A 15604-nucleotide genomic window follows, 5' to 3' on the forward strand; every position below is an offset into this window, starting at 1 on the left:
GGAAGCAATGCGCCGCCGGTTCAACCCGGCGGCAGTTCGGCGGGACTACTGCTCGGCGAGCGCGCGCAGCCGGCTCAGCGCCCGGTGCTGCGCCACCCGCACGGCGCCGGGTGACATTCCCAACATCTGGCCGGTCTCCTCGGCCGTGAGGCCCACCGCGATGCGCAGCAGCAGCAGCTCGCGCTGGTTCTCGGGGAGGTTGGCCAGCAGCTTCTTGGCCCATTCCGCGTCGCTGCTGAGCAGGGCGCGCTCCTCCGGCCCCAGCGAGTCGTCCGGGCGCTCGGGCATCTCGTCGGAGGGGACGGCCGTCGAACCGGGGTGGCGCATCGCGGCGCGCTGCAGGTCGGCGACCTTGTGGGCGGCGATGGCGAAGACGAAGGCCTCGAAGGGCCGCCCGGTGTCCCGGTAGCGGGGCAGGGCGAGGAGCACCGCCACGCAGACCTCCTGGGCGAGGTCCTCCACGAAGTGCCGTGCGTCCCCCGGCAGGCGCGAGAGCCGGGTGCGGCAGTAGCGCAGGGCCAGCGGGTGGACATGGGCGAGCAGGTCGTGCGTGGCCTGCTGGTCACCGTCGACGGCGCGGTGGACGAGCGCACCGATCGCCCCTTGGGCATGGGCCGCCTCGTCGTCACGCATCGGTCCATGGTGCCCTGCGGCGGCCGGGTCCGCGGCACCGCGCCCGTTGTTGTGCACCGAAGCGTTATGAGCAGGTGCGCCGGAACTCATCCCCTGCGCCCTCCCCTTCCGCTCGACCGACTCGTCCCCGAGGAACTCCACACCCTCAAGGATGCGGCATCCGCGGCGAAACAAGCAGCGGGCTCCCGGCCGGCGCCCGGTGCACCCCTGCCGACCTGGTGTTCCCTGTCCGCAGCGCGACCGCGGCGACCGGTGCGGACACCGGTGGGGCCTGCCGTTCGGATCGTCCGGGGGACGTGGGTCGCGGGCTGTCGGCTGCCGGGCCCGCGGCCCGGGTCGGACCGGGCGATCGAGCCCCGTCCGGCACCGGCGGCCGGCTCCCGCCTGCGCGGGTGCGGCCCGCGCGGGGGCATCCGGGTGCCCCCGCTCGCCGGCCGGCGCCGGGAACCCGTCACCGGCACCGACGCGATGCCGTCGGCTCTTCGCGGCTTGACCCGAACGACAGGCCCTAGCGCACCAGACCCCACCGGAAGCCGAGCGCCACGGCGTGGGCCCGGTCCGAGGCGCCGAGCTTCTTGAACAGGCGCCGGGCGTGGGTCTTGACGGTGTCCTCGGAGAGGAACAGCTCGCGCCCGATCTCCGCGTTGGAGCGGCCGTGGCTCATGCCCTCGAGCACCTGGATCTCGCGGGCCGTGAGCGTGGGCGCGGCGCCCATCTCGGCCGAGCGCAGCCGGCGCGGGGCCAGCCGCCAGGTCGGGTCGGCCAGGGCCTGCGTCACCGTCGCGCGCAGCTCGGCGCGGGAGGCGTCCTTGTGCAGATAGCCGCGGGCCCCGGCGGCGACCGCGAGGGCCACACCGTCCAGGTCCTCGGCGACGGTGAGCATGATGATCCGCGCACCGGGGTCGGCGGACAGCAGCCGCCGCACCGTCTCGACGCCGCCCAGTCCGGGCATGCGTACGTCCATCAGAATCAGGTCCGAGCGGTCGGCGCCCCAGCGGCGGAGGACTTCCTCGCCGTTGGCCGCCGTCGTCACGCGCTCTACGCCGGGCACGGTCGCGACCGCACGGCGGAGCGCCTCTCGGGCAAGCGGGGAGTCGTCGCAGACGAGAACGGAAGTCATGGCCGCCCTCCGCAGCTGATGCGCGTCACCTTGAGCCTCCAGGCTGGTACGAAATCGTCACCTGTGCGGTCGACCGTCTCGGACACCCGCCCGAGCCCTTGTTCCTTCAACCGCCTCGCACTCTCAACGACGGTCACTCGAAAGAGTTACGGGGGCGGTCGCCATCTTCGGCACTCTACGTGAGGGGGCGGACACGGTGCAGACATGCGCAGCGGACCCGCGAACTTTCATCACGACCTATGCCCCATTCAGACCCATTTCTTCCGCTTTGCCGGTGTCTGAAGCTAGATTCGCAATGAGTCATATTTTCATCTCCTTAGATCGTAGTTGTACGGTCGTAGACACCGGATCCGCCCAGAACGGCTACAAGGGGTCACGCAATGGCAGATTTCTCCCGCCTTCCCGGACCGAACGCGGACCTGTGGGACTGGCAGCTGCTGGCTGCTTGTCGGGGGGTGGACAGCTCGCTCTTCTTCCATCCGGAGGGCGAACGCGGTGCGGCTCGGAGTGCTCGCGAGAACTCGGCCAAAGAGGTCTGCATGAGGTGCCCGGTACGCGCGGAGTGCGCCGCTCACGCCCTGGCGGTCCGTGAGCCGTACGGCGTGTGGGGCGGGCTGACCGAGGACGAACGCGAAGAACTCATGGGGCGGGCGCGCAACCGGCTGGTGTCGGCGTCGGCATCGGGCGGGCACACCGCCTCGCACGACTGAAGGAACGTTTCTGCTAACCGGCACGCGCACGCGTGCCGTTGGTTTCTGACGCGCGCGGGCTCCGACGCGCGTAGGTGCTGACTCGTCCTGATCCCTCGCGCGCGGGGAGGGCGTCAGCGGCGGGCGGCCCGGGCCAGCTGGTCGAGGGTCGCCGCCACCGCCGGGACCTGGGCGAGATCGGGCAGGGTCAGCGCGACGATCTCCCGCCGCACCGCAGGCTCCAGCCGCACGGTCCGCACCCCCCGGGGGCGTACCGATTCGACGGCCAGCTGGGGCAGGACGGCCACGCCGAGCCCGGCGCCGACGAGGCCGACCACCGCCGGGTAGTCGTCGGTGGCGAAGTCGATGCGCGGGGTGAAGCCGGCCGCCGCGCACACCTGGGTCAACTGGCCGCGGCAGCGCGGGCACCCGGCGATCCAGGGCTCCTCGGCGAGTTCGCCGATGGCGACGGACTGCGCCTGCGCGAGCCGGTGCCGTTCCGGCACGAGGGCGACGAGCCGGTCCGACAGCAGGGGCCGTACGACGAGGTCGTCCCATTCCTCGGCGTCCGCGGCGCCCTCGTAGCGGAAGGCGAGGGCCACGTCGCAGTCGCCCTCGCGCAGCAGGCCGACGGACGCCGGGGGTTCGGCCTCCTCCAGGGAGACGCGGGTACCGGGGTGCGCCGCGCGCAGGGCCGCGAGGGCCGTGGGGACGAGCGTGGAGCTGCCGCTGGGGAAGGAGACGAGCCGGACCCGGCCCGCGCGCAGCCCCGCGATGGCGGCGACCTCCTCCTCCGCGGCCGTCAGCCCGGCGAGGATGCCGGCCGCGTGCCGCACCAGGGCCTCGCCCGCCTGGGTCAGGCGCATCTCCCGGCCGGTGCGGATCAGCAGCGGGGTGCCCACGGAGGTCTCCAGGGCCTTCATCTGCTGGCTGACGGCGGGCTGGGTGCAGCCCAGCTCGCGGCCGGCGGCGGAGAAGGAGCCGGTGGCGGCGACGGCGCGCAGGACGCGGAGGTGGCGAGCTTCGATCACCCTTCGAGGATAAGGGACCCTTTGACCGTGGCGCGAATAATGCGTCGACGCTTTGGGGTGCGGTCGCCTAGCGTGCGGGCATGGAGCTTCTGTCTGTGAACCTGGGGCGCGCCGAGGCAGTGACGTACACCGACAACCCCGAAGGGGTGACCGGGATCGACAAGCGCCCGGTGGACGGGCCGGTGCGGGTGTCCGCGCCCGGGCCGAAGGGGGTCGGCGGGAGCGGGCTGGCCGGGGACGCGGTGTGCAAGCTGCAGCACCACGGCGGCGACGACCAGGCCGTGTACGCGATGGCCCGCGAGGACTTGGACGAGTGGGAGCGCGAGCTGGGCCGGACGCTGGCGGACGGCGCGTTCGGCGAGAACCTCACCACCCGGGGCCTGGACGTCTCCGGCGCGCTGATCGGGGAGCGCTGGCGGATCGGGCCCGAGGTGGTGCTGGAGATCACCTCCGGGCGGATCCCGTGCCGGACGTTCCAGGGCCACATGGACGAGAAGGGCTGGGTGAAGCGGTTCACGCGGCGCGGTGCGCCCGGGGCGTACCTGCGGGTGATCGAGCCCGGGGAGATCCGCGCGGGCGACGCCGTCGAGGTCGTGCACCGGCCCGGTCACGACGTCACCGTGGCGCTGGCGTTCCGGGCGGTGACCACCGAGCGGACGCTGCTGCCCCGGCTGCTCGCGGCGGGCGAGGCGCTGCACCCCGAACTGCTGGCGGCGGCCCGCGAGTACCGGGACCGGTACGGGTCCTGACCACGGCTCACCACGCCGGTGCGCACCGGTCCTTGGCCACGGACGGCCCGGCGGGCAAGCGGACGCACGAGGTCCGGGTCACTACGCTTGCGCCATGACAACGGCTCTGATTACGGGATCGACGGCAGGCATCGGGGCCGCGTTCGCGCGGCGACTCGCGGCCGACGGGCACAACCTGGTGCTGGTGGCCCGGGACACCAAGCGGCTGCGGGAGCAGGCGACCGAGCTGCACGACCGGCACGGCATCGAGGCCGAGGTGCTGACGGCCGACCTGGCGGAGGACAAGGGCATCGAAGCGGTCGCCGACCGCCTCCGCGACCGCAAGAGCCCCGTCGACCTGCTGGTCAACAACGCCGGCTTCGCCAACAAGGGCCGCTTCCTGGACGTGTCCATGGCCGACGAGCTGCGGATGCTGAAGGTGCACTGCGAGGCGGTGCTGCGGCTGACCGCGGCGGCGACGGAGGCCATGCGGGAGCGGGGCCGCGGCGGTGTCGTCAACGTCGCCTCGGTCGCGGCCTTCGTCCCGCGCGGGACGTACGGCGCCTCCAAGGCCTGGGTCGTGCAGTTCACGCAGGGCGCGGCGCGGGACCTGGCCGGCAGCGGGGTGCGGCTGATGGCGCTGTGCCCCGGGTTCGTCCGCACCGAGTTCCACCAGCGGGCGGGCATCGGCACGGACAACATCCCCGGCTGGATGTGGCTCGACGCGGACAAGCTGGTCGCGACGGCCCTCGCCGACCTGTCCCGCGGCAAGACCCTGTCCATCCCCGACCCGCGCTACAAGGCGCTGATGGGCGCGGCGAAGCTGGTGCCGCGGGGGATGCTGGGCGGCATCACGTCCCGGACGGGCCGGAAGTACGGACCGCAGTGACGTACGGGCCGCAGTGACGTAGGGGCGGCGGTGACGTAGGGGCGGCGGGGCCGTCCGGCCGGGAGGCAGCCGGGCGGTCCGCGGAGGGAGAATGGGGCTGTACAGCCGGACCCCGGGGGGCCGGAGGCGAGGTCATGACCTTCGTACAGCTCATCGAATGCAGGACCAGCCGGCTCGACGAGATGAACCGGCTGATGGACAGGTGGGTCGAGCAGACCCGGGGCAAGCGGACGGCGACGCACAGCGTGGTGGCGAAGGACCGGTCCGACGCCTCGCACATCGTCGAGATCGTGGAGTTCCCCTCGTACGAGGACGCGATGCGCAACTCCGGGCTTCCGGAGACCGACCGGATCTTCCAGGACATGGTGGCGCTGTGCGAGGAGGCGCCGACGTTCACGGACCTCGACGTCGTGCGGGACGAGCAGCTGAACGCGGGTACCGCGCGGCGGTTCTTCGAGCTCGCGCCCGGGGAGGGCGACGCGCCGCCGCTGAACGACGTGTTCGCCGAGGACTACCACAACCACGACCCGGCCGACGTGCAGGACGTCATCGGGCTCGACGCGGTACGGCGCGAGGTGGAGGTGTGGCGGGGCGGGTTCGCCTTCTCGTTCACGATCGAGGACCAGATGGCCCAGGGCGACCGGGTGTGCACCCGGTGGACCTTCCACGGCCGCCAGACGGGCGAGTTCCTCGGCATCCCGCCGACCGGCAGGGACGTCACCATGACCGGGACGACGATCCACCGCTGCACACCGGACGGGAAACTGGCCGAGGGCTGGTGGCAGTACGACCGGCTGGGACTGATGCGGCAGCTCGGGGTCCTGGACCCGCTGGAGCTGTGAGCCGCTTCGCGCAGGCGGCAGGCCCCGAAGCTGAGAAGCGCGGACGCGCAGGGCGGAAGCCGGGCTGCGCGGACGCGGAGCGGGGGAAGCAGAAACTCCCGTTTCCGCGGTCACGCATCTCCGGAATTTGCGGCGGTCGTGGATGCGGGAAGCCCCCGCCCCGCGCGTGGCGGGACGGGGGCTTCCGGCGGAGGTCGGTGCCTCAGTGGGCGTGGCCGTGGCCGTGGCCCGCGGCGGCCGGCTCCTCCTCTTCCTTCTTCTCGACGACCAGGGTCTCGGTCGTGAGGAGCAGGGAGGCGATGGAGGCGGCGTTCTCCAGGGCGGAGCGGGTGACCTTGACCGGGTCGATGACGCCGGCCTTGATCAGGTCGCCGTACTCGCCGGTGGCGGCGTTGTAGCCGCTGCCCTTGTCGAGCTCCGCGACCTTGGAGACGATGACGTAGCCCTCGAGGCCGGCGTTCTCGGCGATCCAGCGCAGCGGCTCGACGGCGGCCTTGCGGACGACGGAGACACCGGTGGCCTCGTCGCCGGTCTTGTCGAGGTTGCCCTCGAGGACCTTGACGGCGTGGACCAGGGCGGAGCCACCACCGGAGACGATGCCCTCCTCGACCGCGGCGCGGGTCGCGGAGATGGCGTCCTCCAGACGGTGCTTGCGCTCCTTGAGCTCGACCTCGGTGGCGGCACCCACGCGGATCACGCACACGCCGCCGGCCAGCTTCGCGAGGCGCTCCTGGAGCTTCTCGCGGTCCCAGTCGGAGTCCGTGGTCTCGATCTCGGCCTTGATCTGGGCGACGCGGCCCTGCACGTCTTCCTTGTTGCCGGCGCCGTCGACGACCGTGGTGTCGTCCTTGGTGACGGTGACGCGGCGGGCGGAGCCGAGGACGTCCAGACCGACCTGGTCGAGCTTGAGGCCGACCTCCTCGGAGACGACCGTGGCGCCGGTGAGGACGGCCATGTCCTGCAGCATCGCCTTGCGGCGGTCGCCGAAGCCGGGGGCCTTCACGGCGACGGCGTTGAACGTGCCGCGGATCTTGTTCACGACCAGGGTCGACAGGGCCTCGCCCTCGACGTCCTCGGCGATGATCAGCAGCGGCTTGGAGGCGTTGGCCTGGATGACCTTCTCCAGCAGCGGCAGCAGGTCCGCGATGGCGGAGATCTTGCCCTGCGTGATGAGGATGTACGGGTCGTCCAGAACGGCTTCCATGCGCTCCTGGTCCGTCACGAAGTACGGCGACAGGTAGCCCTTGTCGAAGGCCATGCCCTCGGTGAAGTCCAGCTCCAGACCGAAGGTGTTGGACTCCTCGACGGTGATGACACCGTCCTTGCCGACCTTGTCCATCGCCTCGGCGATGAGCTCGCCGACCTGCTGGTCCTGGGCGGACAGCGCGGCGACGGCGGCGATGTCGGACTTCTCGTCGATCGGGCGGGCCGAGGCGAGCAGGTCGTCGGAGACGGCCTTGACCGCGGCGTCGATGCCCTTCTTCAGGGCGGCCGGGGAGGCACCGGCGGCGACGTTCTTCAGGCCCTCGCGCACGAGCGCCTGGGCGAGCACGGTCGCGGTGGTCGTACCGTCACCCGCGATGTCGTTGGTCTTGGTCGCCACCTCCTTGACCAGCTGGGCGCCGAGGTTCTCGTACGGGTCCTCGATCTCGACCTCGCGGGCGATCGTGACACCGTCGTTGGTGATGGTGGGGGCGCCGAACTTCTTGTCGATGACGACGTTGCGGCCCTTGGGGCCGATCGTCACCTTGACCGTGTCGGCAAGCTTGTTGACGCCGCGCTCGAGGGCGCGACGGGCGTCCTCGTCGAACTTCAGGATCTTCGCCATGGGAGCGTGAGCCCTCTTCCGGAATCTGGGGTAACGGCAACTGCGCCCCGGGCGCCCGGCTTCTTAGCGATCGCGGGGGCCAGGGGCGCAGTTCAAAGCAAGGTGCTTGGGGTGAACTACTTCTCGATGATCGCGAGCACGTCGCGGGCCGAGAGGACGAGGTACTCCTCGCCGTTGTACTTCACCTCGGTGCCGCCGTACTTGCTGTAGAGCACGACGTCGCCGACGGAGACGTCGAGCGGAAGACGGTTGCCGTCCTCGAAGCGGCCCGGGCCCACGGCCAGGACGACGCCCTCCTGGGGCTTCTCCTTGGCGGTGTCCGGGATGACCAGGCCAGAGGCGGTGGTCTGCTCGGCGTCGAGCGGCTGGACCACGATGCGGTCCTCGAGCGGCTTGATGGCAACCTTGGAGCTGGTGGTCGTCACGATCCGACCTCCCCCTTCGGAGATCTCACGGGGTTAACTGTCTGAGGTGGCGACCAGGTGGATCCGTCGTCGCGGGTGCCGGACCTGCCCGTCGCTGTGTTGGCACTCTCCAGGGGGGAGTGCCAGACCTGAGACTATGACTGCGATTAGCACTCGGTCAAGCGGACTGCTAATTACCCGGGGCGCGTCGGCCGGGCGTCCTCTCCGGGTGGTCCCCCGAGTGGTCTCCCAGGTGGTTGTCCAGGTAGTCCTCCAGCCGCCCCACCCGCAGTCCCCCGCGGTCGATCTCGCGCAGCAGGCGCCGCGTCCGCTCGGCGAGCGTCAGGGAGTCGGTGTCGCCGGACGGGACCGAGACGATGTCACCCGGCCGCAGACCCGGCCCGCCCCGGCGGCGGTTCAGCTCCCCGTCGCCGTCCAGGGACGCGCGCCACAGGACGACCGCCCGGATGCCGCAGTCGGCGGCGGCACGCAGGGTCGTCGTGTCGAAGGTGCCGTAGGGCGGCCGGAAGAGGTGGGGGCGGACACCGAAGCGGGAGTGCAGCTTGTGCTGCTGGCCGCAGATCTCCGCGCGCTGGCCGGCGTAGGGCAGTCCGCGCAGGGCGGGGTGGTCCAGGGTGTGGTTCTGCAGGGAGGCACCGACCGAGCGCAGCCGGGCGAAGTGGGCGTAGCCGGGGCCCACGACGCTGTCGGTGAGGAAAAGGCTGACGGGGAGCCGCCGTTCGCGGACCAGGGCGACGAAGCGGGGGTCGCGTTCGGCGCCGTCGTCGTAGGTGAGGAAGACGACCGGGTCCCGGGTGGGGACGTGGTCGACGACGGGCGGCAGGTCCGGTCCCCGGTGGCCGCGGACGGGGGCGGAGGTCGCCGCCGGGGCGCGGCCGTCGGCGTCGCCCGGGCGTTCCTGCGACGGCGCGGCGCAACCGGCCAGCAGGGCCAGGCCCGCGCACAGCGTGACGACGGCCCGCCGCCTCACAGGTAGTCCTCCAGCCGCCCCACGGCGTACCCCTCGGCCGTGACCTTGTTCAGGAAGCGGCGGATCATGTCGGGCATCGTGCCCTTCCACTCGTCGCGGCCCCGGAAGTGGGTGAGCACGATGTCGCCCGGGCGCAGGTCGCGGTCCGCCTCGCGGTACTCCCAGTGGTCGGCGAAGACCTCCTCGTTCCACAGGGGGGCGTACTCGATGCCGCAGACCTTGGCGGCGCGCAGGGTCGCCCGGTCGTAGCTGCCGAAGGGCGGGCGGAAGAGGGTGGGACGCTTGCCGAAGCGCTGCTCGATGTAGCGCTGCATGCCGCAGATCTCGCGCTTCTGCGCGCGGTAGGACATGCCGCGCAGGTTGGGGTGGTGGAGGGTGTGGTTGTTCAGGACCACGCCCCCGGCCTGCATTCTGCGGAAGTACCGGGGGTCGTCCTCGACCAGGTAGCCGCTGAGGAACGCGGTGTAGGGGACGCCCAGCTCGCGCGTCATCCGCAGGAACGAGGGGTCCTTCTCGGCGCCGTCGTCGATGGTGAGGAAGACGACCTTGTCCCGGGTGGGGACCCGGGTGAAGACGGGCGGCAGGTCCAGTTCCCGGTGGCCGTCCACCTCGAAGCCCTCGCGGGTCTTGATCCTGGGCTTGCGCTCGGGGGCCGGCGGGGCGGACAGCGGGACGGCGCGCAGCCCCCAGCGGCGGGCGGCGGCGACCCGGGCGGTGTGGGCGGTGCGCAGCTTGGAGGCGTAGGAGTCCAGGGCGCGCGCCGGGGGCGCCTCCAGGGGCTGCTGACCGCCGGCCGGGACGACCCGGGCGCTGTCGCCGCTCTGCGCGCAGCCCGAGGCGATGGCGGCCAGGGCGAGCCCGGCGAGGCCGATCCGCACCCCGCCGAATGCCCGGCTTTTGTCATTTTGTACGACTGCTCGCATGGTGTCGGATCCTCGCAGCCCGCCCGTGCGAACCGGCCCCGACACCGCGACCGCTCCCCCATGGTCCACCGACTGGCCCACAAGGGAAGCGATGGCGGGCCCCGGTCCGGCTCCTGGCCCCGGCCGGGAGCCGGACCGGGGCGGGTCCGGGCGGCCGGGCGGCTCCGGCGGCCCGGCGTGGGCCTTCCTCGGCCCACGGCCGGCCGACCACGGCCGCTGCCCCACCGGGCCCGGGCGTGGTCGACAATGATCCGGTGAACGACCTCGCCCCCCTCCTCACCCCCGAAGGCCGCGCCCTCCTCGACGAGGTGCGCGACACCGACCCGGCGCAGGAGCTGGCGGTGGCGACCCGGCTGCGTCGCGACCACCCGGCCGCACTGGTGTCGGCGGCGCTCGGGCAGGCGCGGCTGCGGCAGCGGGCGGCGGTGAAGTTCGGCGCGGAGGACGCCCGGCGGATGTTCTTCACGCCCAACGGGGTGGAGCAGTCGACCCGGGCGAGCGTGGCCGCCTACCGGGCCGGGCGGATGGCCGCCCTGGGCGTGACCTCGGTCGCCGACCTGTGCTGCGGCATCGGCGGCGACGCGATCGCCCTGGCCCGGGCCGGGATCCGGGTCCTGGCCGTGGACCGGGACCCGCTCACGGCCGCGGCGGCCCGGGCCAACGCCGAGGCACTGGACCTGGCCCACCTGATCGAGGTGCGCGAGGCGGACGTCACGGACGTGGACACCGCCGGGTACGACGCCGTCTTCGCCGACCCGGCCCGGCGCGGCGGCCGGGGCCGGATCTTCGACCCCGAGGCCTACTCGCCGCCCCTGTCCTGGGCGGTGGCCGCCGCACGCCGGGCGCCGCACGCCGCGCTGAAGGTCGCCCCGGGCATCCCGCACGAGGCGGTCCCGCAGGACGCCGAGGCCGAGTGGATCTCGGACGGCGGTGACGTGAAGGAGGCGGTGCTGTGGTTCGGCACCGGCCCGGGCACCGTGCGCGCCACCCTGCTGCCGGGCCCGCGCAGCCTGCTCTCGCGCGGCCTGCCCGACCCGGAGGTCCGCCCGCCCGGCCGCTACCTCTACGAGCCCGACGGCGCGGTCGTCCGCGCCCACCTGGTCGCCGAGGTGGCCGAGCAGGTCGGCGGCGGACTGCTCGACGCGACCATCGCCTACGTCACGGCCGACGCCCTGCACCCGACCGGGTACGCGACCGCCTACGAGATCACCGACCACCTGCCCTTCAACGTCAAGAAGCTCAAGGCCCTGCTGCGGGAGCGGCGGGTGGGCACGCTGACGGTGAAGAAGCGGGGCTCGGCGGTCGAGCCGGAGGAGCTGCGCCGCAAGGTCAAGCCGCAGGGCCCGCACGCGGCGACGGTGTTCCTCACCCGGGTCGCCGGGGCCCCGGCCATGCTCGTGGGGCACCCGGCCTGACGGTCACGTCTGCTCGGCGGCCCGGCGCAGCAGCAGGTCCCGCTCCCGTTCGTTGCGCGTGAGGGAGGCCGCGCGCTCGAACTCGGTGCGGGCTTCGGCCCGGCGGCCGAGACGGCTCAGGAGGTCACCGCGGACGCTGGGCAGCAGGTGGTACTCGCGCAGGGCCGCATCGGCGGCCAGGGCGTCGACCAGCGGCAGGGCGGCGCCGGGCCCCTCGGCCATCGAGACGGCCACCGCCCGGTTCAGCTCCACGACCGGCGACGGGGACCGGGCGGCCAGCAGGCCGTAGAGGGTGGCGATGCGCGTCCAGTCGGTCTCCTCGTAGGTGTGGGCGTGTGCGTGGCAGGCGGCGATGGCGGCCTGGAGGGTGTACGGGCCCGGGGCGCCGGACGCGGTGGCCTCCGCCCGGCCCAGTGCGGCGACGCCGCGGGCGATCAGCATGCGGTTCCAGCGGGAGCGGTTCTGGTCCTTGAGCAGGATTGGTTCGCCGGAGGGACCCGTGCGGGCCGCCGTACGGGACGCCTGGAACTCCAGGAGCGCGGCCAGCCCGTGCACCTCGCTCTCCTTCGGCATGAGCCCGGCGAGCACCCGGGCCAGCCGCAGGGCGTCCTCGCACAGGGACGGGCGCAGCCAGTCGTCGCCGGCCGTGGCGGCGTACCCCTCGTTGAAGATCAGGTAGATGACGTCCAGGACCGAGCCGACGCGCGCCTCGCGGTCGGGTCCTCGGGGCACCTCGAAGGCGACGTTCTTCGTGGCCAGGGTGCGTTTGGCGCGGACGATCCGCTGCGCGACGGTCGGCTCGGGGACCAGGAAGGCCCGGGCGATCTCCGCCGTGGTCAGTCCGCCGAGCAGGCGCAGGGTGAGGGCCGTGCGGGCCTCGGTGGACAGGACCGGGTGGCAGGCGGTGAAGACCAGCCGGAGCAGGTCGTCGTCGATGTCGTCCGGGTCGGCGGGCTCCTCGGGCGGGGTCGCGTCGGGCAGGGCCCGGCCGATCTCGGCCAGCTTGCGGGCGTAGTTCTCCCGGCGGCGGACCAGGTCGACGGCGCGGTTGCGGGCGGCGGTCATGAGCCAGGCGCCCGGGTTGGCCGGGACGCCGTCGCGCGGCCACTGCTCCAGCGCGGCGACCAGGGCGTCCTGTGCGAGTTCCTCGGCGATGCCGACGTCCCGGACGATGCGGGTGACGCCGGCGATGATCCGGGGCGACTCCATCCGGAAGACGGTCTCGACGGTCTCGCCGGTCTCGGCGGCGGGCCCGGGGCGGGGCGCCGGGGAGGGGGTGGGTTGCACGGTCACGACCCACCATCAGACACCCCCGGCGCCGCCCGGCCAAGCGGGGAGGGTCAGCCCTCGGCGATCTGCCGGACCTCCGCCGTGATGGTCCAGTGCTCCTCGTGGGTGGCCAGGAACCGCTTGGTCCATTCGACGGCCTCGGCCTTGTCCTTGCACTGGGTGATCGAGTAGCCGCCGATGACCTCCTTGGTCTCGGTGAACGGCCCGTCGGTGACGGACATCCGCCCGCCCTCCCAGGTCACGCGGGTGCCGTCGGAGGTCGGGGTGAGCCCGGCCGTGTCCAGCATGACGCCGGCCTTGGTGATCTCCTCCAGCAGCTTGCCCATGCGCTCCTGCAGTTCGGGGCTCGGGCCCTCGGCGGGGGCGTTCTTCTCGTCGATGCGGATCAGGGTGAGAAAGCGCGGCACGGTGACTCCTCGGTTCGTGCGGAGCGGGTCCCGTGCCCGCTCTCACCCCTGCGTCGAACGGCGGACGCGTGGATCGACACCCGGGCGAGAATTCCCCGAGATTTTTAGATGGCCGCGTTCGCGCAGGTCAACGCAGTGACTCCCACAGTCTTCCGGCCTCCGGCTCGTCCGGGACGACCCGGTTGGGGTCCGAGGGCGCCGGCACCACGGGCATCGTGACCGTGCGGACCGCGCCCGCCGACAGGCCCTGCAGGCTCCGGCCCAGCCGGGTCAGCTCGGCCAGGGAGTCCAGAGCGGTGTCCGTGGTCAGGCCCGCGGTCGCCGCCTCGGCGACCCGGTAGAGCCTCGCCGGGTCGGTGAGCAGGTCCTGGGCGGTGATCTGCTCCAGCAGGGCCTTCACCAGCTTCTGCTGCAGGCCTATGCGGCCCAGGTCGCTGCCGTCGCCTATGCCGTGCCGGGTGCGGGCCAGGGCCAGGGCCCGGTCGCCGTCGAGGTGGTGGGTGCCGGCCTTCAGGTGCAGACGGCTGTCGTCGTCGGAGATGTCCTCCTCGGTGGTGACGGTGACACCGCCGAGCGCGTCGACCAGCCGGGCGAACCCGGAGAAGTCGATCTCCAGGTAGTGGTCCATCCGCACGTTCGTCATCGCCTCGACGGTCTTCACCGCGCACACCGGCCCGCCCACCTCGTAGGCGCTGTTGAACATCGAGCCGTACGCCACCGCCGTCGACCCGCCGGACGGAGCCGGGCAGGAGGGGCGGGTGACCAGGGTGTCGCGCGGGATGCTCACCACCGTCGCGCCGGTCCGCCCCGCGTCGAGGTGGACGACCATCGCCGTGTCGGAGCGCGCACCGGTGCTGTCACCGCCCCCGAGCCGCCGGTTCTCCTCGCCGCTGCGGGAGTCCGAGCCCAGCACGAGGATGTTGAGCGCCTCGCCGGGCGGCACGGAATCCGACGGTGCGGGCGCGCGCAGCGGTCTCGGCGGGCGGTCGTCGCCGAGTGCGTGGTCGATGTCGACGCCGGTGATGTTGCTGTCGAGGTGCCAGTAGGCCCAGCCCGCCGCCGCGGCGCCCAGCACCAGCGCTCCCGCCAGGACCAGGGCCGCGGTCCTGGGCAGGTTGGGACGCCGGCGCGCCGCTTCGCCCTCCCCGTCGCGTTCCGTCACGCCCAGGAACATAAGTCCGAATAATGTCGGCCAGGGAGTCCGGGGCGCGCTTTCTTGGGAAATTCTCAGATTCGAGGCTCCGCCGAAAGTTTCGACCGAGTTATCGACTCGCTTCGAAGACCCCGTCGGCCGCTATGTCACCCTCCGGCGCCGGGCACCGCCGCGGTACTGCTGCGCACCACCAGGCTCGTCGCCAGCTCGACCCGGGTGGCCGCGCCGGCCTCCTCGTCGCGCCCGAGGTCGAGGACCAGCCGGGCCGCGGCCTCGGCCATCTCCGTCAGCGGCTGCCGCACGGTCGTCAGCGGCGGCCCCACCCAGCGCGCCACCGGCAGGTCGTCGAACCCGACCACGCTCAGGTCCTCCGGGATCCGCAGGCCCAGCTCGCGGGCGGCCTCGTAGAGCCCGAGCGCCTGCAGGTCGTTCCCGGCGAAGACGGCGGTGGGCCGGTCCGGGCGGCGCAGCAGCTCCAGGCCCCTGCGGTAACCGGTCTCGTGGTGGAAGTCCCCCGCCACGATCAGGGACGGGTCCACCGGCAGCCCGGCCGTCTCCAGCGCGGCCCGGTAACCGTCGACCCGGGCGCGGCTGCACATCATCTGCGACGGACCGCTGATCGCCCCGATCCTGCGGTGCCCGAGGTCGACCAGGTGCCGGGTGGCCGCGAGGCCGCCCTGCCAGTTGGTCGCGCCGATCGACGGCACGTCGGCGCCGGGGTCGCCGGCCGGGTCCATCACGACGAACGGGATGGACCGGCTGGTCAGCAGGGCCCGCTGCGACGCGTCGAGCCCGGACAGCACCAGCACCACGCCGTGCGGCCGGCGGGCCGCGACCTGGTCGGCCCAGCTCCGCCCGGGGGTGAGCCGGCCGGCGCTCTCCGAGAGCACGACACTGAGCCCGGCGTCCCGGGCCACGTTCTCCACGCCCCGGATGACCTCCATCGCCCAGGCGCTCTCCAGCTCGTGGAAGACCAGGTCGAGCAGCGGGGACCGGGTCGCCTCGGCCCGCCGGCGCCGGTAGCCGTGCGCACGCAGCAGTTCCTCGACCCGGGACCGGGTCGCCGCGGCGACGTCGGTGCGGCCGTTCAGCACCTTCGAAACAGTCGGCGCCGAGACGCCCGCCTCGCGGGCGATCTCGGCGAGCGTCGCGGTCTGCGCGGTGCGCCCCCGCGTCCGGGTCTGCGTCCGGGTTTGCGTCCGGCTTTCAACCGGCTCCGGGGAAGTCATGGCGGCGATCGTATCCCTGCGGAACCCCTTGA

16 protein-coding genes are annotated in these 15604 nt (G+C 72.9%); 5 read left to right on the forward strand and 11 right to left on the reverse strand.

Annotation, left to right across the window (positions count from 1 at the left end; translation table 11 throughout):
* Positions 1 to 45: 45 nt before the first annotated feature.
* Entirely contained in the window at positions 46 to 633 is a 588-nt protein-coding gene (locus Q5694_RS12040) for a sigma-70 family RNA polymerase sigma factor (RefSeq protein WP_333932661.1), read from the reverse strand.
* Positions 634 to 1141: 508 nt separating this feature from the next.
* Positions 1142 to 1753: a response regulator transcription factor gene (locus Q5694_RS12045; RefSeq protein ID WP_003948568.1), complete on the reverse strand. Its 612-nt coding sequence runs from the start codon at positions 1751 to 1753 to the stop codon at positions 1142 to 1144.
* A 380-nt stretch (positions 1754 to 2133) separates the two neighbouring features.
* Between Q5694_RS12045 and Q5694_RS12050 the strand changes: the two genes are divergently transcribed.
* Positions 2134 to 2463 (forward strand): WhiB family transcriptional regulator, encoded by a 330-nt coding sequence (locus Q5694_RS12050; protein WP_333932799.1) that lies wholly within the window; start codon positions 2134 to 2136, stop codon positions 2461 to 2463.
* Between the two features lie 113 nt (positions 2464 to 2576).
* Here Q5694_RS12050 and Q5694_RS12055 read toward each other — a convergent pair whose 3' ends face one another.
* On the reverse strand, positions 2577 to 3473 hold the full coding sequence (locus tag Q5694_RS12055; RefSeq protein ID WP_333932800.1) for a LysR family transcriptional regulator: 897 nt from the start codon (positions 3471 to 3473) through the stop codon (positions 2577 to 2579).
* Between the two features lie 80 nt (positions 3474 to 3553).
* On the opposite strand from Q5694_RS12055, the gene Q5694_RS12060 reads away from it, so the two are divergent.
* The 3 genes from Q5694_RS12060 (at position 3554) to Q5694_RS12070 (ending at position 5932) form a co-directional block, all read left to right on the forward strand.
* Entirely contained in the window at positions 3554 to 4222 is a 669-nt protein-coding gene (locus Q5694_RS12060; RefSeq protein WP_333932801.1) for an MOSC domain-containing protein, read from the forward strand.
* Between the two features lie 94 nt (positions 4223 to 4316).
* Positions 4317 to 5090: an SDR family NAD(P)-dependent oxidoreductase gene (locus Q5694_RS12065; protein WP_333932802.1), complete on the forward strand. Its 774-nt coding sequence runs from the start codon at positions 4317 to 4319 to the stop codon at positions 5088 to 5090.
* 134 nt (positions 5091 to 5224) lie between these two features.
* Entirely contained in the window at positions 5225 to 5932 is a 708-nt protein-coding gene (locus tag Q5694_RS12070; RefSeq protein ID WP_333932803.1) for an ester cyclase, read from the forward strand.
* Between the two features lie 202 nt (positions 5933 to 6134).
* Here Q5694_RS12070 and groL read toward each other — a convergent pair whose 3' ends face one another.
* The 4 genes from groL to Q5694_RS12090 all read right to left on the reverse strand — a co-directional run bounded on the left by groL (position 6135) and on the right by Q5694_RS12090 (position 10078).
* Positions 6135 to 7760: a chaperonin GroEL gene (gene groL / locus Q5694_RS12075; protein ID WP_333932804.1), complete on the reverse strand. Its 1626-nt coding sequence runs from the start codon at positions 7758 to 7760 to the stop codon at positions 6135 to 6137.
* A 116-nt stretch (positions 7761 to 7876) separates the two neighbouring features.
* Positions 7877 to 8185, reverse strand: a complete 309-nt coding sequence (gene groES, locus Q5694_RS12080) for a co-chaperone GroES (protein ID WP_053135717.1) — start codon at positions 8183 to 8185, stop codon at positions 7877 to 7879.
* A 169-nt stretch (positions 8186 to 8354) separates the two neighbouring features.
* Positions 8355 to 9155: a polysaccharide deacetylase family protein gene (locus Q5694_RS12085; protein WP_333932805.1), complete on the reverse strand. Its 801-nt coding sequence runs from the start codon at positions 9153 to 9155 to the stop codon at positions 8355 to 8357.
* Positions 9152 to 10078 carry a polysaccharide deacetylase family protein gene (locus tag Q5694_RS12090; protein ID WP_333932806.1) on the reverse strand — a complete coding sequence of 309 codons (927 nt, stop codon included), beginning with the start codon at positions 10076 to 10078 and terminating at the stop codon, positions 9152 to 9154. The genes Q5694_RS12085 and Q5694_RS12090 overlap by 4 nt, the downstream gene beginning before the upstream one ends.
* A 254-nt stretch (positions 10079 to 10332) precedes the next feature.
* Between Q5694_RS12090 and Q5694_RS12095 the strand changes: the two genes are divergently transcribed.
* On the forward strand, positions 10333 to 11493 hold the full coding sequence (locus Q5694_RS12095) for a THUMP-like domain-containing protein (RefSeq protein WP_443040854.1): 1161 nt from the start codon (positions 10333 to 10335) through the stop codon (positions 11491 to 11493).
* Positions 11494 to 11496: 3 nt separating this feature from the next.
* Here the strand turns inward: Q5694_RS12095 and Q5694_RS12100 are convergent, their stop codons facing one another.
* The 4 genes from Q5694_RS12100 to Q5694_RS12115 form a co-directional block, all read right to left on the reverse strand.
* Positions 11497 to 12786 carry an RNA polymerase sigma factor gene (locus Q5694_RS12100; protein ID WP_443040855.1) on the reverse strand — a complete coding sequence of 430 codons (1290 nt, stop codon included), beginning with the start codon at positions 12784 to 12786 and terminating at the stop codon, positions 11497 to 11499.
* Between the two features lie 47 nt (positions 12787 to 12833).
* Positions 12834 to 13190, reverse strand: a complete 357-nt coding sequence (locus Q5694_RS12105) for a YciI family protein (RefSeq protein WP_333932808.1) — start codon at positions 13188 to 13190, stop codon at positions 12834 to 12836.
* Positions 13191 to 13317: 127 nt separating this feature from the next.
* Entirely contained in the window at positions 13318 to 14364 is a 1047-nt protein-coding gene (locus Q5694_RS12110) for an LCP family protein (RefSeq protein ID WP_333932809.1), read from the reverse strand.
* A gap of 125 nt (positions 14365 to 14489) precedes the next feature.
* A complete protein-coding gene (locus Q5694_RS12115; protein ID WP_333932810.1) occupies positions 14490 to 15572 on the reverse strand; it encodes a LacI family DNA-binding transcriptional regulator in 1083 nt (360 codons plus the stop codon).
* Positions 15573 to 15604: the final 32 nt, after the last annotated feature.

The organism is Streptomyces sp. AHA2, assembly GCF_036857595.1.
Lineage (GTDB): Bacteria > Actinomycetota > Actinomycetes > Streptomycetales > Streptomycetaceae > Streptomyces.